15 protein-coding genes, 3 tRNA genes and 1 pseudogene are annotated in these 23,122 nt (G+C 37.2%); 10 read left to right on the top strand and 9 right to left on the bottom strand.

Features of this window, described 5'->3' with window-relative positions; all coding sequences use genetic code 11:
* Positions 1-356 precede the first annotated feature (356 nt).
* A tRNA-Arg gene (locus D1093_RS01985) sits at positions 357-433 on the bottom strand.
* Between the two features lie 368 nt (positions 434-801).
* On the opposite strand from D1093_RS01985, the gene D1093_RS01990 reads away from it, so the two are divergent.
* From D1093_RS01990 to pgi, 3 genes are all read left to right on the top strand, one after another.
* Positions 802-1,941, top strand: coding sequence for an efflux RND transporter periplasmic adaptor subunit (locus D1093_RS01990; RefSeq protein WP_120100327.1), 1,140 nt, complete (start codon positions 802-804; stop codon positions 1,939-1,941).
* Positions 1,938-5,075, top strand: coding sequence for an efflux RND transporter permease subunit (locus D1093_RS01995; protein WP_120100329.1), 3,138 nt, complete (start codon positions 1,938-1,940; stop codon positions 5,073-5,075). Before D1093_RS01990 ends, D1093_RS01995 begins: the two co-directional genes overlap by 4 nt.
* A 189-nt stretch (positions 5,076-5,264) precedes the next feature.
* Complete coding sequence (gene pgi / locus D1093_RS02000; protein WP_120100331.1) at positions 5,265-6,935, top strand: glucose-6-phosphate isomerase; 1,671 nt, start codon at positions 5,265-5,267, stop codon at positions 6,933-6,935.
* Positions 6,936-8,352: 1,417 nt separating this feature from the next.
* Here the strand turns inward: pgi and D1093_RS02010 are convergent.
* Positions 8,353-8,442 (bottom strand) — tRNA-Ser (locus tag D1093_RS02010).
* Between the two features lie 294 nt (positions 8,443-8,736).
* On the opposite strand from D1093_RS02010, the gene rplU reads away from it, so the two are divergent.
* The 4 genes from rplU to D1093_RS02030 all read left to right on the top strand — a co-directional run bounded on the left by rplU (position 8,737) and on the right by D1093_RS02030 (position 13,584).
* Positions 8,737-9,213 carry a 50S ribosomal protein L21 gene (gene rplU, locus D1093_RS02015; RefSeq protein ID WP_120100333.1) on the top strand — a complete coding sequence of 159 codons (477 nt, stop codon included), beginning with the start codon at positions 8,737-8,739 and terminating at the stop codon, positions 9,211-9,213.
* Between the two features lie 12 nt (positions 9,214-9,225).
* Positions 9,226-9,495 (top strand): 50S ribosomal protein L27, encoded by a 270-nt coding sequence (gene rpmA / locus D1093_RS02020; protein WP_120100334.1) that lies wholly within the window; start codon positions 9,226-9,228, stop codon positions 9,493-9,495.
* Between the two features lie 825 nt (positions 9,496-10,320).
* Positions 10,321-12,855 (top strand): phosphoenolpyruvate--protein phosphotransferase, encoded by a 2,535-nt coding sequence (gene ptsP, locus D1093_RS02025; RefSeq protein WP_120100336.1) that lies wholly within the window; start codon positions 10,321-10,323, stop codon positions 12,853-12,855.
* A 639-nt stretch (positions 12,856-13,494) separates the two neighbouring features.
* A tRNA-Ser gene (locus D1093_RS02030) sits at positions 13,495-13,584 on the top strand.
* Between the two features lie 172 nt (positions 13,585-13,756).
* Here the strand turns inward: D1093_RS02030 and D1093_RS02035 are convergent.
* The 4 genes and pseudogenes from D1093_RS02035 to D1093_RS02045 form a co-directional block, all read right to left on the bottom strand.
* On the bottom strand, positions 13,757-14,635 hold the full coding sequence (locus D1093_RS02035; RefSeq protein ID WP_244614014.1) for an ATP-grasp domain-containing protein: 879 nt from the start codon (positions 14,633-14,635) through the stop codon (positions 13,757-13,759).
* Positions 14,636-14,653: 18 nt separating this feature from the next.
* On the bottom strand, positions 14,654-14,962 hold the full coding sequence (locus D1093_RS10120) for a hypothetical protein (RefSeq protein WP_244614015.1): 309 nt from the start codon (positions 14,960-14,962) through the stop codon (positions 14,654-14,656).
* Complete coding sequence (locus D1093_RS02040) at positions 14,959-16,194, bottom strand: MFS transporter (protein WP_120100338.1); 1,236 nt, start codon at positions 16,192-16,194, stop codon at positions 14,959-14,961. The genes D1093_RS10120 and D1093_RS02040 overlap by 4 nt, the downstream gene beginning before the upstream one ends.
* A 503-nt stretch (positions 16,195-16,697) precedes the next feature.
* Positions 16,698-17,473: pseudogene (locus D1093_RS02045) on the bottom strand (class I SAM-dependent methyltransferase).
* A 629-nt stretch (positions 17,474-18,102) separates the two neighbouring features.
* Here D1093_RS02045 and D1093_RS02050 point away from each other — a divergent pair.
* Entirely contained in the window at positions 18,103-19,311 is a 1,209-nt protein-coding gene (locus tag D1093_RS02050) for an MFS transporter (RefSeq protein ID WP_120100339.1), read from the top strand.
* Between the two features lie 315 nt (positions 19,312-19,626).
* Here D1093_RS02050 and D1093_RS02055 read toward each other — a convergent pair whose 3' ends face one another.
* Entirely contained in the window at positions 19,627-19,896 is a 270-nt protein-coding gene (locus tag D1093_RS02055; protein WP_005774489.1) for a hypothetical protein, read from the bottom strand.
* Entirely contained in the window at positions 19,893-20,435 is a 543-nt protein-coding gene (locus tag D1093_RS02060; protein WP_244614016.1) for a hypothetical protein, read from the bottom strand. The genes D1093_RS02055 and D1093_RS02060 overlap by 4 nt, the downstream gene beginning before the upstream one ends.
* Before the next feature lie 401 nt (positions 20,436-20,836).
* On the opposite strand from D1093_RS02060, the gene D1093_RS02065 reads away from it, so the two are divergent.
* Positions 20,837-21,343, top strand: a complete 507-nt coding sequence (locus D1093_RS02065) for a helix-turn-helix domain-containing protein (protein ID WP_120100341.1) — start codon at positions 20,837-20,839, stop codon at positions 21,341-21,343.
* Positions 21,344-21,534: 191 nt separating this feature from the next.
* Here D1093_RS02065 and D1093_RS02070 read toward each other — a convergent pair whose 3' ends face one another.
* Positions 21,535-21,753, bottom strand: a complete 219-nt coding sequence (locus D1093_RS02070) for a hypothetical protein (protein WP_150222253.1) — start codon at positions 21,751-21,753, stop codon at positions 21,535-21,537.
* Positions 21,754-21,893: 140 nt separating this feature from the next.
* Between D1093_RS02070 and D1093_RS02075 the strand changes: the two genes are divergently transcribed.
* Positions 21,894-22,409 (top strand): helix-turn-helix domain-containing protein, encoded by a 516-nt coding sequence (locus D1093_RS02075; protein WP_120100344.1) that lies wholly within the window; start codon positions 21,894-21,896, stop codon positions 22,407-22,409.
* The last annotated feature ends 713 nt before the right edge of the window (positions 22,410-23,122 follow it).

Consider the following 23,122-nt stretch of genomic DNA (forward strand, 5'->3'; position numbering starts at 1 on the left):
TGTGACACACTTAAAGCCCCTCTTAAGATGGGTCGTACAGAAATGAAATGCTCAGAAGTACCCATTGATGAAAAAGTATAATCTAGAAGAAATCAAAAACAGGCGCATAGATTGAGAAAAGAAAGCAATAGCACACACCAACTTATGTAATCTCTACGATTATTGTTAATAAAAAACACGTTTGGGCTGAATTGAAGGTTGCACAACATCCCATTCTATCAAAATAGCGAAGAAACGACTCACAATAGAATGGAACAAAAAGCCATAAGAAGACCAAAGATAAGAAAAAAATAAATCACGCATTAAAAGAATTTAAAGAGCTTGAGTTTGTGAGTAAGATATTAGATTTTGATAGATGGCGCACCCGAAGAGATTCGAACTCCTGACCCCCAGATTCGTAGTCTGGTGCTCTATCCAGCTGAGCTACGGGTGCACACATTTCAATTTTCTACATTGTCTAAGACAATGGGTTCCTAATCGTTTCATTAAAGAAATGCAAGTGAAACTTGGGTCGTAATAAAAAAAATCTCTCTTTTTTACGAGATATTTAAAAAAAAGAATATAATATATTATGGTTTCAGTTGGATTTTGGATAGGGTCATTTTTTTTGCTGTGACCGTACCAAGCAATATGAACGATAGTTAACTTGACGTTTTCGTCTATGAACGATAGTCAGCCAGAGATGATATGTGTTTTTGCGGTGGGGGTAAGATATATACCTGCTGTTTGGTTTTTGTGTAAAACGCCGATATGACTGTTGAAAACTATTTCAGATAAACATGACGCAGCAAAGGTGGATGTATGGCGTTATTAAAAAAGATCTTTCCATTGGTGTTTTTAATTGTCGTTTTAACGGTTACTTATTGGGCTGGAAAACAGAGTGCAGAAAAAACCATTTCTATGGTGGATAAAACAAGTATATCGTATCAAGCTTCAAAGGAAGCAATGGGAAAACCTGCGACGAAAGTTGTCGTTGACCGTGTGAAGATTCAAGATCTTTATGAACATCTTAACGTTCTTGGGAGTGGAAAAGCACTTGCTGAAGTAGATTTAAACCCTTTATCATCAGGTGTTATTGATAAGCTTTTTGTGTCTGCTGGTACAAAAGTACAAGTGGGGGATGTGATTGCAAAGCTTGATTCTAAAAAGGAAGAAATAGCGGCTGCAAAAGCAAAAGTACAACGTGATAATAATGCGTTAACGCTTTCACGCATTCTTAAATTACGTGCCAGCAATACAGCAACGGAAGTTCAAGAAATTACAGCACGTTTAGAGTTGGATAACGCAAATTTGGTTTTGCGTAACGCTGAGGTAGATCTCGACCGGCGAACAATTCGAGCACCGATTCCTGGAGTTGTTGGTATTTTACCTGTTGATGCGGGGAATAACGTGACCCTTAATACTGTAATAGGCCGTATTGAGAATAGAGAATGTATTTTGGTCGATATATGGGCCCCTGAACGCTATGTATCACGCATCCATAAAGGAGATGAGGTAACGGCAACATTAACTGCGCAGCCAGATAAATCTTTTGTTGGTCATATTCACGCGATTGATAATGTCGTTGACCCAGAAAGTCGCACACTTCATGCTCAGGTTGAAATCAATAATGAAAAAGATACGCTCATGTCTGGTATGTCCTTTTCTGTTGCTTTGCAATTCCATGGTGGTTCTTTCCCTGTCGTTAATCCTCTTGCGATTCAATGGAACAGTAAAGGGTCATTCGTTTGGCGTGTGAGAGAAGGAAAAGTAGAGTCTATTCCCGTATCGATTATTCAGCATAAAGCAGATCAGGTTTTCGTGAAAGCCCCTCTAGAAAATGGTGATCAAGTTGTTATTCAAGGGGTGCAAATGCTTTACCCAGGAAGTAAAGTAATTATTGATAATCCAAAGCCCCATCAACAGCAATTATCAGCAGTTTATGAAGCGGATATACAATGAGCCAAGAATTGAGCACAAAGCAGCCAATCTCGCAGGCAGAGAAAGGTGGACTCATTGCCTTATTTATTCGCAGACCGGTTTTTACTTTTGTTTTAAATGCCATGATTATCATTGCAGGATTTGCAGCATGGTTAAATGTTGATGTGAGAGAATTACCTGATGTTGATACGCCAGTAACAACGATTGTGACGATGTTTTCTGGTGCATCAGCAGAAACAATTGATCGTGAAGTGACAAAAGTTATAGAAGATGCTGTTTCTCGTGTGTCAGGTGTTAAGACGATTTCTTCAACATCTTCTTTTGGACGTTCCCGTGTGCAGATTAATTTTAACGTCGGTGTTGATTTGAATGTTGCGGCATCTGACATCCGTGATGCTCTGTCTCGCATTGCTTATTCTTTACCCAAAAATGCTGATGTTCCTTTGATTATTAAAGCAGATTCGAATGCTGCTGCCATGATGTATTTAGTTGTAACGTCACCAATAATGAGTATTGATGATTTAACAACAGTTGTAGATGATCAGATTGTGGATGCAATTTCTGCTGTTGATGGTGTTGGTGATGTACAGGTCGATAGTGCTCGCACAAAGATTTTTCAGATTGATATCGATCAAGCAAAACTTGCAAGTTATGGATTAACTATCGCAGATATTTCACGTGTTCTTGCTGATATGACAACGGATGTGCCAGTAGGATCATTACGCAATTCTAAGCAAACTTTAGTTGTCCGTGCCACTGCACGTTTAACAACACCAGAATCTTTTGAACAAGTTGTTTTAAAGCCTCATGTGCATCTTGGTGATGTTGCGCACGTTACTTTATCACCTGATTTAGAAACGGTTATTCTTCGTATCAACGGAAAGACAGGGATTGGATTAGGAATTGTGCGTAAAGCACAATCCAACACGCTTAACATTTCTGCAGGCGTGAGAGCTGTTGTTAATAATCTCAAAAGTGTTGTTCCTTCTTCCGTACATATAGACGTTATTAGTGACGATGCAATTTTTATTAAAAGCGCTCTTCATGAGGTTGAGGTTGCGTTGGTCATTGCTATTTTGAGCGTTATCTTGGTTATTTTTCTTTTTCTCAGAGACATTCGTGTAACGCTGATACCTGCTGTATCTCTTCCCGTCGCTTTGATTGGGACCATTGCTGCTATTTATCTTGTAGGGTTTTCATTGAATATTCTCACATTTTTAGGGCTTGTTTTGGCAACAGGGCTTGTTGTGGATGATGCCATTGTTGTTCTGGAAAATATTGTTCGATGGCGCAATATGGGGATAGGTTCTAGGGCCGCAGCGGTATTAGGAACCCGTGAAGTCTTTTTTGCTGTTATCGCAACAACATTGACTCTCGTTGCTGTGTTTGTTCCTATTTCTTTTCTTCCTGGACAAGTTGGAGGACTTTTTAGAGAATTTGGTTTTGTTTTGGCAATTTCTATTTTGCTTTCTTCAATCGTTGCCTTAACACTTTGTCCTATGTTGGCTTCACGTTTTCTCAAAGAACCTATTGAGGAGAAAGAGGAAAAAGCCCATCATCATTTTACTTTTTTATATAAATGGGGTTTGTTGGTTCATAAAGCCTATACGTACAGTTTGCATAAGTGTTTAGAAAAGCCTTGGGCTGTTGTTTTTGCTTCACTTGTTTTTGCAGCGCTTTGTGTTGGAGGTTATACGAAGTTGCAACAAGAATTAACACCAGCAGAAGATAGAGCTCTTATCTTTTTGGTTATTAATGGACCACAAGGTATTTCAACACAATATTTGAACGAGCAAGTAGAGCAAATTGAAGAAAGTTTACAGCCATTACGTGATGCAGGTGAGATAGCTAATAGTTACTCTATCGCGGGTATTAGCGGTTCACCCAATACTGCTTTTTTGGTTTTATTGCTTTCGTCTTGGGATAAACGTTTACGCAATCAGCAAGAAATTGTGAAAGATGTTAATGCAAAGGTTAGGCAATTTCCAGCAGTTTTTGTGTTTGCTGCACAGGGAAATTCTCTAGGTGTGAGAGGAACGGGGCAAGGGTTACAGTTTGCAATTCTTGGTAATGATTATGCGACATTACAACCTATTGCTGATCAGTTAGTACGTGCTTTACAAGCAGATCCGCGTTTTATTCGCCCACGTCTTACTGTTGATGCTACACAACCGCAATTTTTTATTGAAATAAATCGAAAAAAAGCCTCTGATTTAGGGATTGATATCACCAACTTGGGCGATACATTACAAGCAATGTTGGATGGTAAAAAGATTGGTTCCATTAACGTGGATGATCATTCTTACGATGTTAAATTGATATCGCGTAAAAATCCTATGAAGAGTCCTAGTGATTTAGAAAATATTTTTTTAAAGACCAAAGACAATCGATATGTTCCTTTATCTGTTATTGCACATTTACATGAAAAAGCTATCGCTCCCCAATTAAAACGGGAAAAGCGCATGAGCGCTGTCATTTTAAGCGCAAATCTTGCTCCAGATATCACTTTAGGAGATGCTTATCAAACTGTGCAGAAAATTGCTTCTCCTTTGTTATCGAAAGGAACCTATGTGGTCCCCTTAGGAGAAGCTGAAACACTTCATGAAACATCTTCCAATTTTATGATTGTTTTTGGCATTGCCTTTTTGATTATTTTATTGGTTTTAGCGGCTCAATTTGAAAGCTTTATTTCAGGGTTCATTATCATGGCCACTGTTCCATTAGGGATAGGTTGTGCTGTGATTGCTATGCTCTTAAGTGGTGTGAGTCTTAGTATTTACAGTCAAATTGGATTAATTTTGTTAATTGGCGTTATGGCAAAGAATGGTATTCTGATTGTTGAATTTGCAGATCAATTACGGGATCAGGGAAGAAGTGTGCGTGAAGCTGTAGAAGAAGCAGCAAATATTCGTCTTCGTCCAGTTTGTATGACAATGATTTGTGCCATTTTAGGGGGGATTCCTTTGGTTTTAGCCAAAGGTGCTGGTGCAGAAGCTCGTATAGCTTTAGGTTGGGTTATTGTTGGTGGTTTAGGTTTAGCAACGATTTTTACGCTTTATGTTACACCGGTTGTTTATCTTTTTTTGGGGCGTTTTATAAGACCAAAAGCAGAAGAGGATTTGCGCTTAACCAAAGAATTCAATCAAGTTAAATGATGTATTAAGTAGAAAAGATTTGAAAGTTTATTCTTGTAAAAATATCATTTTTGGATCTTATTTTTCTACTTTTATATTCATTCATTTTTTGTATGAGCAGTGAAAAGAGCATGTAATCAAGGAGACGTTTTCTGCTTTGTTATTGTTTGGACAGAGATTTCATGATCAATAACCGTACAGGATAAGCTTATGGCAGATAGCTTTTCGATTCGAAATGAAAAGGCTTTTGAAGCCGCATTAAGAGGTTTAAAAAACCATGCTGCAAAGGATGGAGTCTATGATATTCGTCAGCATTTTGTGGAGGATGATCAGCGTTTTTCCCATTTTTCTCTCAGACTTGATGATCTTCTTTTCGATTTTTCAAAATGTGGTGTAACATTCAAAACATTGCAACTTCTAGATGATTTAGCTGTCGCAGCAGATGTGTTGGGGCGGCGTGATGCAATGTTTTCGGGCCAAGCTATTAATACAACTGAAAAACGCTCCGTTCTTCATATTGCATTACGTTTACCTGCCGATGAAATTTTCATGCTGGATGGTCATAATCTTATTGGCGATATTCAAGACGTCCTTAAAGATATGGAGAGATTTTCTGAAAAGGTACGTGATGGCAGCTATAAGGGAAGTAGTGGAAAGAAAATAAGGGATATTGTTAATATTGGTATTGGGGGCTCTGATCTTGGTCCTGCAATGGTCACCTATGCTTTAAAACCTTATCATGATGGTCCACGTTGTCATTTTGTTTCTAACGCTGACAGTGCTCATATTTCTGATACTCTCTCTCTTTTGAATCCAGCGACAACGCTTTTTGTCATTGCTTCTAAAACTTTTACAACGGCTGAAACAATGGTCAATGCTCAAGTTGCACGTCAGTGGATTTGTTCACATTTAGGGGAAGAAGCTATTCACACGCATTTTGTTGCTGTTTCGAGTGCGCTTGATAAAGTGGCAGAATTTGGCATAGATTCCACAAGAGTTTTTAAATTTTGGGATTGGGTTGGAGGACGTTATTCAATTTGGTCCGCCATTGGGCTTGTTGTTATGTTTGCAGTAGGGGGGCGAAACTTTCGCCAATTTCTCAATGGTGCTTTACAAATGGACCAACATTTTAAAACCATGCCTTTGCATAAAAATATTCCTATTCGATTTGCTCTTTTAGGGTTCTGGCATCGTGTTATTTGTGGTTATTCATCACGCTCTATCATTCCCTATGCACAGCGCTTAATACATTTTCCAGCTTATTTACAACAGCTTGATATGGAATCAAATGGAAAGCAAGTCTCGCTGGATGGAAAACCATTAAATTTTTCAAGTGGTCCGATCGTTTGGGGTGATTCAGGAACAAATAGTCAACATGCTTTTTTTCAGCTTCTGCATCAAGGAACCGATGTTGTTCCTGTAGAATTTATTTTATTTATAAAAGGGCATGAGAAAAATTTACATTCTATGTATGAGATGTTGCTAGCAAACGGTTTAGCGCAATCAAAAGCCTTGATGAAAGGACGTAGTGTTGAAGATGCTCGGCATATCTTGATAAAAAATGGCGTTGATGAACGTGAAGCAGATTATTTAGCACTTCATAAAAGTTTTAAAGGAAATCGCCCCAGCATGACGCTGGTTCAAGATTCATTAACCCCGTTTACACTCGGTCGTCTCATTGCACTTTATGAACATCGTATTTTTGTTGAAGGGATTTTAATGAATATTAATTCATTTGATCAATGGGGTGTTGAACTTGGTAAAGAATTAGCAAATGAGTTACTCCCCATTCTTCGTGGAGAAAGTAAAGCGGACAATCGCGATAGTTCAACATTAGGATTGCTCGCCCATATTCAAGCAAGACGCGCAAAATACATATAATTTGATCATAGGTTTTGACGGTAGAGTGAGAGAAAAATATGAGACAATTCTCTATTTTACTCTGGACTCCTTTATTTTTGAATTGGATTTTTGCAATAAATCAAAAAAAGAACAAAAAACAGATTTTACAGGTTCCATACAGTGTTTGTGAAACAATTATTCATGTGAAAAAAGGCTCTAAATGCTGTGCTATCAGAAAGAGATAGATATTTTATGAGAAGATTTTCTACCTCTAGAGAGGTATTTTCCGAACTCATGGGTTAAGTTATCACTTGGGGGCATAGAATGATTATGAGGGATCATCAGAGAGGATTGGACGGGAAATTTAAAAAAGCTTATCCAGAGAATCTGATTGAGTGGTTATGGAAACTTTAGCAATGAAGTTGGCTTTGTCTCGTGTTGCTACCCAATCTTGTTGTGGTGAGACTGAATTTAGAAGATCTGGCTGCTAGGAAGTTTTTATAATTATCATAAGAGATAAAAATATTTCTTCTTGTCCCGTGTATAAAAGGGATGCTATTTGTATTTGTCATTCGTAGTACCATTGTGCGACATACTTCAGATGGTTTTCATTTGAAATATGCCTTAGAAAATTATTTAGTAAGGGAGCGTCTCCATACGTATTGGAAAGCCGTTTTCTATTATTTATTTCAATTTATGAGCACCACACTGTCTCGTATAGAATTATACGGATAGATGATTTGCAAAAAATAAATATCTACAACGCATTTATACTCAAATTTTATGAAAAATCAGAATTTAGTATCGAGCTATATTCGATAATGGAGAAAAGCATAAAACGGCTTAGCATTTTGCTTAAAAATGAGAGAACGATTGCGTAATTCTGTTTTTCTTATGATTTTGATTGGATGCTTGACAAGTTTTTGTGCAAGCGGTGTACTATCTATTTACTTAAAAAGCTTAGAAATAAAAGAAAGTGCTGTGTGAACGATATTCAATGATTACACACCTTTTTGTGATTATAAGAAGAGAGAAAAATTTAGAATAAATACTCATAATATTCATTCTAAATGTGCATATTGTATGAAAAAAGCTGCGGGGCCTGTTAATATAAAAACTCTGATGGTGATAAAACGCATTGAGCCCGTTAATCAACGAAATTGCAAAGAGCTCTATAATCACTATTGTTTCTAAAACTCTATCAAAGGTTAGTGATTGGCAAAAGTTCTTCATAATATTTGAAGAGATATTTTATACTAGATCAGGAAATCTAAAGATCATAAGAGGAGAAGCCTAGAAATTATAAAATTCGTGGGAATCTAACACCAATTTCTAGGGATGCATAATGACAGGCATAGATGGACGCAAACTAACCAATTACAAACCACAAGAATCCTGCAAATACTGAGCTTTAAGCTCTACTACGCTGAGCATAGACAAGTTCGTTTTAAGTCAATGGCGGAGAGAGAGGGATTTGAACCCTCGATAGAGTCACCCCTATGCCGCATTTCGAGTGCGGTGCTTTCAACCACTCAGCCACCTCTCCATATGAAGTGCAACAAAAATACCCACTATTTAAGTTAAGTATAGTATATGATGGGTAGATAACCTTCAATTGTTTTTGGTACAACCTTTTTTTCTTTTTTATGGGACTTTATTGACAGAGAATAGAAATTCCTTCATATAGGTAGAATATGAGCGTGGAGAAATCTGCGTATGTTTGTGTTGAGGAAGGTTTTATCCTTCTTTAAGATGGGTTACGACTGATAAAAAGCAGCCTATTTTCCCTTATTTCAAGGTAGAAATTAAATAAGAGCTGGAGTGAACGGAAGGATAAAAAATGTTCGCAGTCATTAAAACCGGTGGTAAGCAATACCGCATTATTGCTAACCAAGTGGTAAAAGTTGAAAAAGTTAGTGGAAATGCGGGTGATGTTGTTGAATTTAATGATGTCTTGATGGTTGGGCAAGAAGGTAGTGCAGTTATCGGAACTCCTGTCGTTGCTGATGCGTTGGTGACAGCTGAGATTTTAGAACAGACACGTGGGCGCAAGGTTATCGCGTTTAAGAAACGCCGCCGTCAGAATTCTAAACGTACGCGTGGTCATCGTCAGGAATTTACAACACTGCGTGTTTTAGAGATTTTAATGGGTGGTTCAAAGCCTAAAAAAGCAGCTGCAAAACCCATAAAAGAGGAAGAAACGGCAGCAAAAGAAACAAAAGATACTGCTGTTGAGAAGAAGGCTGAAAAAACGACTGAAAAAAAGACTGCATCGCAGAAGAAAGCGGCTGTAGCATCAAAAAGTAAGAAAGATTAAAGGAGAGCGTCTATGGCACATAAAAAAGCTGGTGGTTCCTCGCGTAATGGTCGCGATTCAGAATCGAAACGTCTAGGCGTTAAAAAATTTGGTGGTGAAACCGTTATTGCTGGAAATATTATCGTCCGTCAGCGTGGTACGCGTTGGCATGCTGGTGACAATGTCGGCATGGGAAAAGACCACACGCTTTTTGCTTTATCAAAAGGAAAGGTTTCTTTTCAACGCAAAGCAGGTAACCGTGCCTATGTTTCAGTCATTCCTGTAGTGGAGGCAGCAGAGTAATCTGTAGCGTTTTCTCTAACAATCAACTGGATTTTCTAATTTCATTGAATTGCAGTTGTAGTTTTAAAGTATTAATAAGCACTAAAAGGGAAAGATAAATGTTATCTTTCCCTTATTTTATTGGTAAATTTGTGTATGATAAATAATAAGAAAAATTTACTTCCTTTTTATATATAAAGAAGGGCCTCGTGACTGATGATGGTGTTTGGGGGCGTTGCATATTTTGCAAATGTGCAACAGAGGGCATTGTGTGTTTGCGATATTGATTGCAGCAAAGGGTTCGCTTAAAATATATCACTGTTATATAATTGGTGGATGAGTATCGTAGGGCGAGTTGCATAGAATTTTAAAGATAATAAGTTGCATAGAGTCATTTTTAATGGTGTAATAAATTGATAAGAGGGACACAGTAAGTTAAATCAGTTTGGAGGAAGAGTTAAACTGTTAGCTGAGTTACAGATGATTGAAAAGGATGCTTTCTTATAGGGAGAATAATAGTAAGTTATGTTGAATAACTTGGGATAAAGGGAGCGTTTTTAAAACATAGTTTTTCAGGTGATTGGGGCTGTAAAAATTGAGGTTTTGTCTTTGTAAAGTAAGAGTTAAGAGTCAGATTTGCTTATGATGGTTTAAGCAACCCGCGGGATTATAATATCCAATTGTTTTATTGGTTATATTGAGGTACTTAAGCACCTCACTTAGCTCTATTGAATTGCGTGAAACAAAAAATCGTGATGATGTGTAGCTCTTGTATTTTTGAAAATGGGGCTTTGAAATGAAATTTATCAGGAATATTTGTATTCGAGTGTGAGGCAGTTTGAATTCATGATGGGATTTGAGAAAGCAGAAGCAATGAATGTAGATTTGACCGAGGGTGAAATCTTGTCTATCAAATCTGTACAACTTGCAGCTGCTTTTAATCATAAAAATGATGCGATTTATGCTGCTGCTGAATTACTTGTGCAGGTTGGCGCAGTTGACGAATGTTATCTGGCAAGCATGCTTGCACGTGAAGAAATAACGAATACTTGGCTTGGAAATGGTATAGCCATTCCTCATGGATTGGTTGAAAATTGTGATTTAATTATCAAGGATGCCATTGCTGTTATACAGGTTCCTGCTGGTGTTGAATGGCAGGATGGAAAGAAAGCACATTTGGTTATTGCCATTGCAGCGTGTCCAGATCGCTACAGAGAAATTTGCAAAAAATTGACGTCTCTTTTATTTGATAAAAAACAGCTTGAAGTACTTGCGACAACTACGGATAAGCAGCAAATTGTTACAACTCTATTTGATCAAGATATAAAGCAAGAAGAAACTTTTATTGGTGATCTTTCGGTGTGTCAGGAATGGACTTTAGATTATCCAAGTGGTCTTCATGCACGACCAGCTTCTCTTTGGGTTGATTTTGCGAAAAGAATTCAAAATTCTATTAGAGTTCGCCATGGTCAATATGCCGTTGAAATGAAAAATTTGGTTGGGTTATTACAATTAGGCGCAAAAAATGGTGATGTTCTGATTTTTTCTACAGATGCTGTAGAAGGAGCGCAACTTCTCAATGATGCTATTGCTATTGTAAAAAAGGTGAGTATTAGTGAAAAATGCGTGGTAAGAGAAATAGAATCTCAAACAAAGACTTTTCATGGTTGGTATCCACGTTCCATGCAAAAAGGCATTTCTGGTGTTGGAGCAAGTTCAGGGTTAGCGTTTGGTAAGATTTTTGTTTTAAGGCAAAATGATATTTCCATAATAGACCAGCCAATTGATTTTGCGGTTGGTACAGCGTGTCTTGAAAGTGCTCTTATAAAAACAAAACAAAAAATGGCATCTGTGATTTCTGATATTACAGTGCGTATGGGGGCGGATTCTGCTGCGATTTTTTCTGCGCAAATGGTTTTGCTTGAAGATGAGAATCTCATAGCTCAAGCTTGTCGTTTTATCGCAGAAGGTCATGGTGTTGCTTGGTCTTGGGATAGAGCGGTTCGGCAGTTTTCCGATATGTTTTCTAAGGTAGATAATCCTTTGTTAGCGGCCCGTGCTGTTAATTTAATTGATGTTGGTCGTCGTGTCTTAGGTGAAATAAATCCATCTTATAGATCCTTCTTTTTAAATGATATTCCAAGTGGTGTTATTCTGGTTACAAATGATCTTTCTCCTTCTGATGTCGCACAACTTGATTGTACAAAAGTAAAAGGATTAGCAACAGCATGGGGAGGTCCACTTTCTCATACAGCTATTTTGGCGCGTACGCTTGGTATTCCGATGATTGTTGCTGTAGGTGATGATATTTTAGCGGTTCAGTCTGATATTCAGGCTATTATTGATGGCGATAACGGGTTCATTTACCTTGATCCTACGCATGAAGATGTTGAAGATGCTCAAAGGCATATTGATACTGTTGCAAAAAAACGTGTTAGTGAGATAAATGCGTCTCGGTTACCAGTGCAAACGACAGATGGTCAAAGAATTCGTATTATGGCTAATGTCAATTATGCAAATCAGGTTCCTGTTGCGTTTGATTCGGGGGCTGAAGGTATTGGACTCATGCGTACAGAATTTTTATTTTTAGAGAATCCGCATATTCCGAACGAAGAGGCCCAATTTGATGTATATCGGGCGATGATTGCAGCTGTAGGAGATAAGCCATTAATTATTCGGGCGCTTGATATTGGCGGGGATAAACAGGTTACGCATTTACATTTATCTAAAGAAGATAATCCTTTTTTAGGTGTTCGAGGAACGCGGCTTTTGTTACGTCGGCGTGATCTTTTGGTTCCTCAATTACGTGCTTTGTATCGAGCAGCAAAAGAGGGGGGAGATTTATGGATTGTGTTTCCGATGGTGATGTCTGTTTCAGAGATTGTTACTATAAAAAAGATTGCAGAAGAAATCCGCAATGATATTGATGCACCAAAATTAAAACTTGGTATTATGATCGAGGTTCCAGCAGCAGCTATTATGGCAGATGTGTTGGGTGCTCATGTTGATTTTTTCTCAATTGGAACCAACGACTTAACACAGTATACAATGGCAGTTGATCGGCAAAATCCGTATCTTGTGTCTGAAGCGGATAGTCTTGATCCAGCAGTTTTGCGTATGATTTATCAGACTATTCAGGGAGCCGCACAACATAAATGTTGGGTTAGTGTATGCGGTGGTGTCGCTGGAGATCCTTTCGGTGCAATGATTTTGTCTGGATTGGGAATTAATGAGCTTTCTATGATATCTTGCGATATTTCTCCAGTAAAGGCGTGTTTACAGACTCATAGTTTTGAAGAGATGAAAATTTTAGCACAAAAAGCACTACAATGTGAAACAGTACGAGCTGTACGCGCTCTAAGTAAGGATATTCGGTGGTAAAGAACGTGAAGAGAAAAGAACTTGTTCATTGTGCAAGGTCTTAAATCTTTAATATGGTGGCTCATTGTTTTTTAGAGCGATTATAGGCAGCATATTAATATTTATAGTGATAAATTATAAAACTTTGCCTATCAGCAGATAGATCTCATTTTAAGAGAGAACAATTTTCAATCAGGTTTGTCGTGGTTAAGAATCTTCATTTTGGGGAGAAGGAAGAAGGCTAAAACTGATTTTTATTGAAACAGAATTTATTATCTAAATGAAGTAATTTTAATATTAGAAATTCATATCGTTATTATTCTATTTATTGATGGTATAATCAATGTTAATAGGCGATTGATGTTTAGTGGCTTTATTATAAAGAAAACATAGATCATATGCCAATTTTAAAAGCAGCGTTTTTTAAGCAGAAGGTGTGTAAGTAAGCATGAAGGTTTATGATTGAGGATAAGCTTTTTATGCTCATTTTTGCATTATACATAACTATCCACGGAAAAAGTTTTCTCTTAAAAAGAAAAGATATGCTTATTATTCAAAAGGTATCAGATTTTATTTTAATCAATGAATTTGTTTTTTGAGTTTTGAATGTATAATTTGGGCTTGCACGTTATTTCTTTCTGGGTATAGTGCGAGACTTCTGGAGAGGTGGCCGAGTGGTTGAAGGCGCACGCCTGGAACGCGTGTATATGGGAAACCATATCGAGGGTTCGAATCCCTCTCTCTCCGCCATTAATCGTAAAATCAATGGGTTATATAAAAGCTAGGGAATTTTGCTTTGATTTTGTTTATTTATTTTTTTATTTATCTTGTCACCTTAAATAGATTTTCATAAGCTTTAAGGCATAGCTTTGTAAATTCAGCATTTTTAGGCTTTTTTTATTATTTCCAATTGATGTTTTTTCTATAAAAAATTGCTACGAATTATCCTTTCCAGAGTCGATAATTCATCATCACTCTGTCCCAAAATTGCTATAATGGCTGGGCAGGTATTTAAATCGATGGTTAAGGGTAGAGGCTCGTTTTCTTTAAAAAAGAGCATAAAATGAACCACATTTTCCCAAGAATGAAGTTTTTGCTTCCACAGGTTAACATCTTTTATAATATGACCATCAATCGTGTTGATAAGAAAGATAATACGCCCTTTTTTCTTAAAACGACTTGGTGTTGGCGAAAAATTTCCCGCAATAAGGTTAACGGCGCTTTCAAGTAAATCATTTTCATAACAATGTGCAAACAAAGTGGGCGCAATTCCTCCGTGCAGGCGGGCTCCTACTTCGATCATTACTGGACCACGAGCGGTGTGCATGATTTCCATATGTGCAGGCCCATATTCAATTCCCACCGCGCGAATGCACTGTTTTGCATAAGAGATAAGAGCGGCATAAAGAGGATCTTGAGCATCAAGCACGTCAAGCGTTTCATAAACAAAGGCACTTCCATTATGAATACCCTTTTTATATCGTGATAAAGCGCATATCTTTATAGCTTCTTCCTTTACAATGGCATCTACGATGTATTCTTCTCCTTCCAATCGTTCTTGGAGCAAATAAGCCTCGTTAGGTGTGCCAAAAATATTTTTTTGCTTCCAGTCAATTTCAGAAATCCACGCCGCCACTTCTTCCCGGTTAGAGAAAAACAAAACTCCATCGCTTCCTGCAGAATCGTTTGGCTTTACCACATAGCCACTGAGGCTTTCAAAATCATCGAGAGCACAATCACCTTTTGTAAGAATTTTTGATCGAATATAGGATAAACCATTTTCACAAAGGCGCCTTTGCATTGCGGTCTTTTTTCGCCGCTAATCAGTGGTCAAGGGGTTATTTCCGGCACAACCATAATAAGCAGCCAATTGTTCTGCACAATAAATACCTCTTTCGGAGCCTGCTACCACGGCTTTTATCGCACCGACAGGAAAGCGCTGTTTTATTTCATCGACACTATGAAGTTTCGCTTCTACCATGCCCTCACCCTGATAAGAGAGCATAAAGTGTGAAAAAGGAATTGGTTGAGAGACAGCGCCATAACAAGCATAGCCTAATTTTTGTAAAGCAGGACTATAAAGAGCACCCGTGGAGAAAGGATCGACAATAAGAATGGATTTACTCATACTTTGGCCCGCTGTGATGAAAGGAAAAAAACATAAATAAAAATTATCAGCCCTATAAGGGGGAGAAGGTAAATGGCTGCTTGAGGTCCCATAAGGGCAGAGCTTGTAAGAAGACCAAGGATAACATAACCAGCCGATTGAGAGAGAGTATAAAGCATGCCGCTATAGCTTCCCACCAGCTCTGCTTGAGTTTCTGTTCGGGTTGCTTCAATCATATGTTTGCGGGCGTTAATCCGCATGGTATTCATTGAAAAGCCAATAAAAAAGCAAAAAATCACAGCCCAATAAGGCGATTGCGTGGTGCTAAAAATAAGATCAGCTAAACCCAATATAAGGGCTGGAAGGATGAATTCAAAGCGCGGGATCTTGATAAAAGCAGCTAAAAAAGCCCCTACACCTGCAACAGCGCTGCACAACCCATAATATTCAGAGCCAAAATTTTTCACGCTCTGAAAAAGGATAGTTGCTAGTGTATTATAAGCGCAAATGTGAAAGCCAATAAGGCCTATGCAGATGCATAAAAGTTTAAGCTCTAGGGAAAGCCCATCTGCTTGCGGTATAAGCATTGGCTCTTTATCGGTGATAGGCGGCAAGCCGTTTGTAGTGCTGTCGGCATGATATTCATCGCGAAAGATGACATATCCGGCCACAAGGCTTACGATAATGTCAAACACACAAATCGCTGCCATCAAACCATTATAGCCGAATTCAGCAGCTACCCCTCGTGGGCTGGTTGCTTCTAAGAGATAACCACTCAATGCTGCCCCCAAAAAGGCGCCAATCTGCACCACTGTTTGCATAATGGGAGAAGCCTTTTGAGCACTAATATAGCCACTAAGCGCGAGTTTAGTATTATAAGTCTCCAGCGTACTTAAGGTGATCAAAGAGAGATAACCAATAGAGATAGAGACCACAATAAAACCAAAACGGGAGTCGACATAATGAAAAAGAGCAATCAATAAAAGGAGGCTATAGATGATGATCCGTCTTTTGTATAAATCGATCAATCGCAACGATGCTTTAATGTGCACAAAACCACTCTTTTTCAAAAGATAGGGTGTAAGAGTCCCTAAAGCCATGGTTATGCCTAGAAAAACCGATGAGGATGTTATGCGATAAGCATTCCAAAGGTTACTTAAGAAAAGCACCATATCAGAAAGATAGAGCAGAACAACAAGCCCATAAAACCGAAACATTAGCTGTTTGCGCACACCATCCCCCCATGTCTGCATCTTCAAAAATATGCAGTATTATAATTGGTACACAAGCTCATAAACAGTGAGTACATCTATTACGGGATAAGTCAAGTTTTTTCGATAGGGACATGATATAAATTTAAACGCTGATATTTACTGTAATAATATCCCATTTTCAGAAATTTAAGTAGCGGGGACAACTGGTATTTTTGCTGCGTTTTTTGTGGGACACCTTGCCGATAAAGGAGACTTATTCGATGATGAGAACAGCTACGCCTAAGAGCCATATTTGGTATTTTAAGGGGTGTCTCTGTTTAATTCAATGTTGCTAGGTTGTTATTGATCATTGCCTGGATAAGCTTGAATTTTAGGGTGGCAACAAACCTTAATTATCGGGCAGAAATTATTTATGGCTTCAGATTGAGGTGTGCTAGTACAGCTTTAAGGGATTTTTATACAACAAATTTGGGTGGAACGACTTCATTTATTGGGAGATTATAATGCGTTGAAAGGTAACGGGGATAGCCATAGATGTAAGATTATTTCATATAAATGTAGAGTTCACTTCGATACAAAAGTTCCAAATTTCCTTGCACTTCATATTGTTTTGTCAGTGTAACCAATTGCTGCAAATATTCTTCTCCGTGTTTAGCAATGGCGCGTTGCGCTTGCGTTGAAGAGCGGCTCATACCCATAAAAGCTTCGGAGGGGATTGTCATCGTCCAATTGTGTGTATGTAAAGCAACCTTTTCTGGATTGACTCCAAGGCCATCACGCATTTCTTGTAAAAAATCAAATTACGATAATAACGGGAATAGTGAGGGCTCATCTTCTCTAATAATGTTTCATAAGCAGCTAGAAATTGACTATTTTGAAAATCGCGATTGTTTTGAATAACCGCCATGACCCCTCCAGTGCGAAGTTGGCTTGAGACAGTACTAAGCAATAGAGGGCGATCCATCCACTGAAACGCTTGTGCCGCAACAACAAGATCAACCTTGCCGATTTAGGGCAAGAGGCTTTCTGCTTTACCGTGATACCACTGCACAAAAGGAAATTTTCTTTTCCCCTGCTTAATCATATCTACTGAGACATCGATCGCATGATATTGATGTTCATTGCCTAGAAGTTTGACAATTCCCTCTAATGCGATGCCTGTTCCAGCTCCTACATCCACAATGGACAAATGTTTTTTATCTTTAAAAGGAAGCAGCATGATTTTAAATAAGCTGAGGGGATAGCGTGGACGATAGCGATCATAATCACCAGCCAATCCATCAAATTTTTCACTTTGCGGTTGAATGGTCTTTAGTATGTGGTCTGGTCCTCCCCTCACGAATTGCACTGTACATAAAGAAGCTCTCCTTTGTCCATTATGTCAAATATAAATTTTAAAAGAAAGTTGAATGGGAGCTGCTCTTTGTCCCCTTCTATAGGGCTGATATTTACTTTTTCTTCTGTTGCCTCAAATAATGCATTTTGAAAGCCAATTATTTTTTACGTATATCACGCTGAGATTTTATATATTCCTCTAAAAATCTGTCTCACTTCTGGTGCGATTACCCCTTAAATGTCTTTTATAAGTATCAAATTTATAACCTGCTTGCGGAAACGACTAATTCCAAATCCTCTATCGTAAAAATGAGATCACCTATTCGCTTTGTAACTGTTACAGTTAAAACAACACATTTCAGTGCTACTATTTTACCTCTATGGCGCAAATGTAATTCTTAATGAGAATAGAAATATTTATGAATCTTCAGTATGTTAAGATTACCCGATATGATACCTAGAGCGTTTTCTTTTCATAAAAAATTAATCAGGCTCTAACAAAATGAGAAATTTTGTTTCTTTAAATTTAGTGAACTAAAATAAGAGCTAAATATATGTTTTTAAATGTGGTTATACTGCATCCTGAATGACATGTGTACAAGGGGATAATTTATGTTCGTTGCAAATTTGAAAGAACGCGCTGCTTTATTCAAGAATAGAACTTTCCTCTATTTTACCTTGAGCGGTTTGTTTGCTACATTTGGAAGTGGGCTCAATTATATTGCATTATCGTGGCTTGCTTACAATCAAACAAATTCAATTCGTGGTGTAGCGCTTTTGATGTTTTTTCTCTGGATGCCGAGCATTATTTTTGCACCTATTTTAGGCGTATTGGCAGATAAATATAATCGTAAAGCGCAGATTATCATTTCAAATCTTGTCAGAGGTTTGGTGATTGTTGGGTGGAGTATACTTTGGCAATTGGGTATAGAAATTGATTTGATGATCTTATCTGCTTTGTTGGGTATTTTTATTTCTTTTTATATGCCATCAGCTATTCCTTTAATCCAAAGTATTATTCCCCCAAAACAGCTTATCAATGCAAATGCAACCATTGATATGGTCTATGAACTTGGAATGATTATCGGTATGGGGTTTAGTGGATTTATACTTGCCTGTGTAGGAACAAAAGGAACTCTTCTAATAGGTGGTATATTTTTTATTATTGCTGGTTTGTTTAACTTTGCAATGAAGGTACCTAAAAACCGTAGATCTAAAAATCAAAGTAAGCAAAATTGGTGGAAAAGTTATAGAGCATCCCTTCATTATTTTAAGCGGAATCCGGTTCTTTTTATGCCTTATATAAGCCAGATGATTATTACAACGCTTTTAATGACCATCCCTGTTATTCTAGTTCCTTATACACAAGAGGTCTTAAGCACGGATAGTGGGACCTTTGCAATATTTGAGGCGCTTTATTCTATGGGCGTATTGACAGGAGCGCTTCTTTCGCCACTTCTTTGTAAAGTTTTATCCATAAGGAAAACCTTGGCATTTTTATTAGCTGTTATGGCTATTGGACTTGCTATTTTGTCTGTTAATACACACATTTTTGTTGTTTTTCCTATTTACTTTATGATTGGATTTGGACTTTCGAGTTGGGCTCTTTCAATTTCTTTATCGCAACTCTCTTGTGATCCTGAATACCAAGGAAGATTGCAGGCAAGTTTTAATGGTTTGTCTGGAAGCTTTATCCTCGGAGTCTATCTCATTATGGCAAGCGATAGCAGCAGCATATCACCTCAATTGATATATTTTCTTCAAAGTATTGTTGCGCTTATTGGGATGCTTATCGTACTGTTTTATAAACATGAAAAATGATAAATTACATTGAAGTGCAGTAAAGCTATATGCTATTTTATAAACATTTACGAGGGGGCATATTTCATATTTTGCTTTTAAAGGGGGAGGTGAGTAAATGCGAAAGTATGGCTGCTTTTAATGAAGAAAGTATAGCTTTATATTGTTATAAAATACTCCTTATTTTTTGATGATGGCCAACAAGGGTTGATGCATTTTTTTTCACCGGACTTTAGTAAAGAGACAAGGACGCAACACTTTAACGTTCCTTAAAAGTTTTTTGGTTTAAGCACAGCAGAAAGTCAAAGTGCTCTATCATACGGGAAGAATATTACATTATTTTTGTTTTTCAAAATCCATACGAAAAATTGCATCAATTTCATCTTCATTGGAATGAGCACTTCTGCGACGATTCAAGGTTTGCACAATCTCTTTTTTTAAAAGTGCATCTGTTTCACTTAAACGGAGAATACTGAGTTCCAATTCAAGAGATAAAGCTAAATCCACACACAGTTTAAGCTCTTCTCCAATATCAAAACCACGTTGATAATCGTCATAAAGACCAACCAGTGTATCGGATAACTCCTTACCGCATAAAGAGGTCATGCTAAATTCCTCCACGTTACGGCTTTTTGTACAGCTTTGGTTTGTTTAAGGATCACTCCACTATGATTACTCAGAGTTTCCATATATACGAGCCTCATGGTTTTGTCAATTTTCTGCAAAATACGCACTTTTAAACCAATGCCTATTAAAAACTTTGTCACTCCAAGATTTTGAAGCGCCCAATTATAAATATGGATGGCAATGCGTTTATTATAGAACTTATAGCATTTAAAATACATTGCAAAAAGGCTTTTAATTCGCGCATAAAAAGAATATTTTGGCAATACACAAAATACCCTGTTTATTCTCAATATAGCTAAATCAATGCCATTAATATCTACAATAAGCAGGCATGGTTTGTAAACGTTCAGCTTTTTAAGAATGTGTAATAATCTCATTTTTTGCAGAAGTGAAATTATTTTGCCTTTTTTATATTGAGTTTGAGACATTAATAAACCTTTTGTTTTATAAAAAGCTATGAGAAGTGCATTCGCATGTTTTTGTAATAAGATTTCAGTGATATATTGCACAGTACGCAATGAAGAAAACCACATGGGTTTTTACTACTGTGAGACATATGACTGCGCTTTTTGAGAGAGCCGTTGATAAGAATTTTGCTCAACGGGCATACAAATGGGCCATGGCAGGTATTGTTTTTTCATGAGAGGGTGCCCAAATGTTTTTGACACTGAAGGTCGATATTTGGTAAACTTTCACGCGTTTTGCCTAGGGGGATGAGAGTGAGGGCTTGGCAAAATACTATGGCGGTCGCATTTTTTGTGTAATTGTCATAATTTTCGCTCCTGCTGAAATGGATGCTGTAACATCCATTTTTGTGGGGTTGTGTATGTGATAACTGCTTTTTTCTAAGAGCAGTAACGATAGATGCAAAACAATATAATTATTTAGTCAACAATTATATTGATTTTGGAGTAATTTTTTGGCTCGTCCGGAAGCAAAACCTAAAACTGAGTTGGCAAAACGTTTTCGTGAAGTGCGTCACGCTCTTGGTTTCACAGAGCGTAAGCAGTTTGCTGAACATCTTGGTATTACTGCTGGCTCTATAGGAACTTATGAAACGGGTAACAGTGAACCTACAGCCTCTGCGCTCTCCAAATATCAAAAAATTTGCGGTGTTTCATTAGATTGGCTTGTAACGGGCGATGGCGAGATGTTTTCGGATATGGCAAAGGCGAAAGCAGTTGGTTTAAAACCGCAAGCGATTCCTGCTGGGCTGATGAAAAAGCTTGGATATTTAGCTTATACAACATATCATAATGCAAACATAACACTTTCTCCTGAAGATGTTGCGGAATTAGCAGCAGAGCTTTACGGAAAATTGCAAGATCTTATTCAAAACCTCAATGATATGGAAGAAGTCGAAGCCACCCTGCCACTTTTAAAACTTCATTTAAAGCGTAAAATCGAATCTGAAAAACACCTTTAACAGCGACAAAGAAAATTACTAATATTTTCTAAGGTAAAAAATGAAAATATTTTCTGCTGTTAAAATCCAGCTTAAGAACCAACAAATTCTCACATATTTTATGCATCTTTTCTCTTTTCGTTTAGTACAAGATCTTAAGTTATAATAATTTTTAGAGATTGATAAACTTTTTATCTTATGTAATTAAAAGGCTACGGAAAGTGCGATTGTATATTTTGGCAAAGAGGTTCAAACGTTGTTACCCCATTGTAGGATGAGGAAAACGCAGTGAGCATTTTTGCTGTTGAGAAAAGTGCAGCTGCAACTTTTAAAGCAGTATGGTAATCTTGTGTGAGTTTCGCTACGAACATATTACAACGGCGCAGCTCAGTAAAATACCATGGCGGTTGCATTTTTTGTGTGATTGTCATAAATTTCGCTCCTGCAAATGGATGCTGCAACATCCATTTTTGTGGGCTTGTGTGTAAATTTTTGCCTAACATAAGGGGCAGTAACAATGGTATATCTACAAATGAAGCGTTTATGAATCCCATTTGTAGATATTATTGATATGACGCGACAAATAAATGCACCTAAAACGCCCTTAGCAAAACGTCTAACAGAGGTTAGAAAGTTTGTAGGTTTGTCTCGTAATATATTTTCAGTTAAAATTGGCATTAGCATTCAAGGGCTTGGCAATTACGAACGCGGTGACAGAATTCCCGATGCGACTATTTTATCATCATATGGAGAAAAATTTGGCGTCAATTTAAATTGGCTTGTAACGGGTAATGGCGAGATGTTTTCAGATATGGCAAAAGCGAAGGCAGCTGGTTTAAAATCGCAAGCGATTCCTTTTGGATTGATGAAAAAGCTCGGACATTTAGCGTATAAAACTTATCATGATGCAAAAATAGATATGCCTCCTGAAGATATAGCAGAATTAGCTGGAGAGCTTTACGGAAAATTGCAAGAGCTTATTCAAGACATCAATGATATGGAAGAAGTCGAAGCCACGATGCTACTTTTAAAATTACATTTAAAGCGTAAAATCGAAGTTGAGAAAACGCATCAAGAAACGTTATAAGATACCAACGAACAGCTCTTTTAAAAAATGGAACTTTTTTGATTTTTTCACTGTATGAACAGGTTTGAAAGGGAAAAATCTTACGATCTTCAAATCTTTTGTTTAACCTGAAAAACGATAAATTATCATTATAAATCAATATATTATTTTGATGTAGATAAAATAGTTCATAAAAAGCATTATGATTGATGATACAAATAAAATTTCTTCAAAAAGAAGCAGACACTATTCCTGAAATATGTATTTGTTGAAGGAAAAGGTACTGACAACACTAAAAATACAGTGGGTTATGTGAGGGGAAAAAGTTTCTTTTCAGTTTGTGATATTTAAAAAAATTTATATATAAAGTGAGAAGACACTATGGCCTTAATCCCATTATGGTGCTAAAATTATATTTGGTTCTTATAAAATGCTACCAGATATACAAGAGAGAAGAAAAAAGAGGCATTTATAGCGTGCTTTTATCTTTTTATGAAGATGATGCAATAAGCACATTGAAACTTTTTATAAAATGCGCCTCATTATATTAGGAAATATGTTTTCCAAAGCAATACCCCTTTTACTAGAACAGGTTATCGCATAACAAAGATCGCATAACAAAGAGTGAGGTTATGATGATCATCATTATCTATTACGTTATGCTATAAGTTAAAAAAATCATAAATTTGTGTTTATAAGAACAGCTATTTCATTAATAAGTATTTTTGCCAATT

This window comes from Bartonella kosoyi (assembly GCF_003606325.2).
Lineage (GTDB): Bacteria > Pseudomonadota > Alphaproteobacteria > Rhizobiales > Rhizobiaceae > Bartonella > Bartonella kosoyi.

Bases quoted from the DNA above. Each gene is read 5' to 3' on its own strand.
- D1093_RS01995 (WP_120100329.1), top strand. From the start codon at position 1,938: ATGAGCCAAGAATTGAGCACAAAGCAGCCAATCTCGCAGGCAGAGAAA.
- D1093_RS02035 (WP_244614014.1), bottom strand. From the start codon at position 14,635: ATGCAAAGGCGCCTTTGTGAAAATGGTTTATCCTATATTCGATCAAAA.
- D1093_RS10120 (WP_244614015.1), bottom strand. From the start codon at position 14,962: ATGAGTAAATCCATTCTTATTGTCGATCCTTTCTCCACGGGTGCTCTT.
- D1093_RS02050 (WP_120100339.1), top strand. From the start codon at position 18,103: ATGTTCGTTGCAAATTTGAAAGAACGCGCTGCTTTATTCAAGAATAGA.
- rpmA (WP_120100334.1), top strand. From the start codon at position 9,226: ATGGCACATAAAAAAGCTGGTGGTTCCTCGCGTAATGGTCGCGATTCA.
- D1093_RS02075 (WP_120100344.1), top strand. From the start codon at position 21,894: ATGACGCGACAAATAAATGCACCTAAAACGCCCTTAGCAAAACGTCTA.
- rplU (WP_120100333.1), top strand. From the start codon at position 8,737: ATGTTCGCAGTCATTAAAACCGGTGGTAAGCAATACCGCATTATTGCT.
- ptsP (WP_120100336.1), top strand. From the start codon at position 10,321: ATGATGGGATTTGAGAAAGCAGAAGCAATGAATGTAGATTTGACCGAG.
- D1093_RS02070 (WP_150222253.1), bottom strand. From the start codon at position 21,753: ATGACAATCACACAAAAAATGCAACCGCCATGGTATTTTACTGAGCTG.
- D1093_RS02055 (WP_005774489.1), bottom strand. From the start codon at position 19,896: ATGACCTCTTTATGCGGTAAGGAGTTATCCGATACACTGGTTGGTCTT.
- pgi (WP_120100331.1), top strand. From the start codon at position 5,265: ATGGCAGATAGCTTTTCGATTCGAAATGAAAAGGCTTTTGAAGCCGCA.
- D1093_RS01990 (WP_120100327.1), top strand. From the start codon at position 802: ATGGCGTTATTAAAAAAGATCTTTCCATTGGTGTTTTTAATTGTCGTT.
- D1093_RS02040 (WP_120100338.1), bottom strand. From the start codon at position 16,194: ATGCAGACATGGGGGGATGGTGTGCGCAAACAGCTAATGTTTCGGTTT.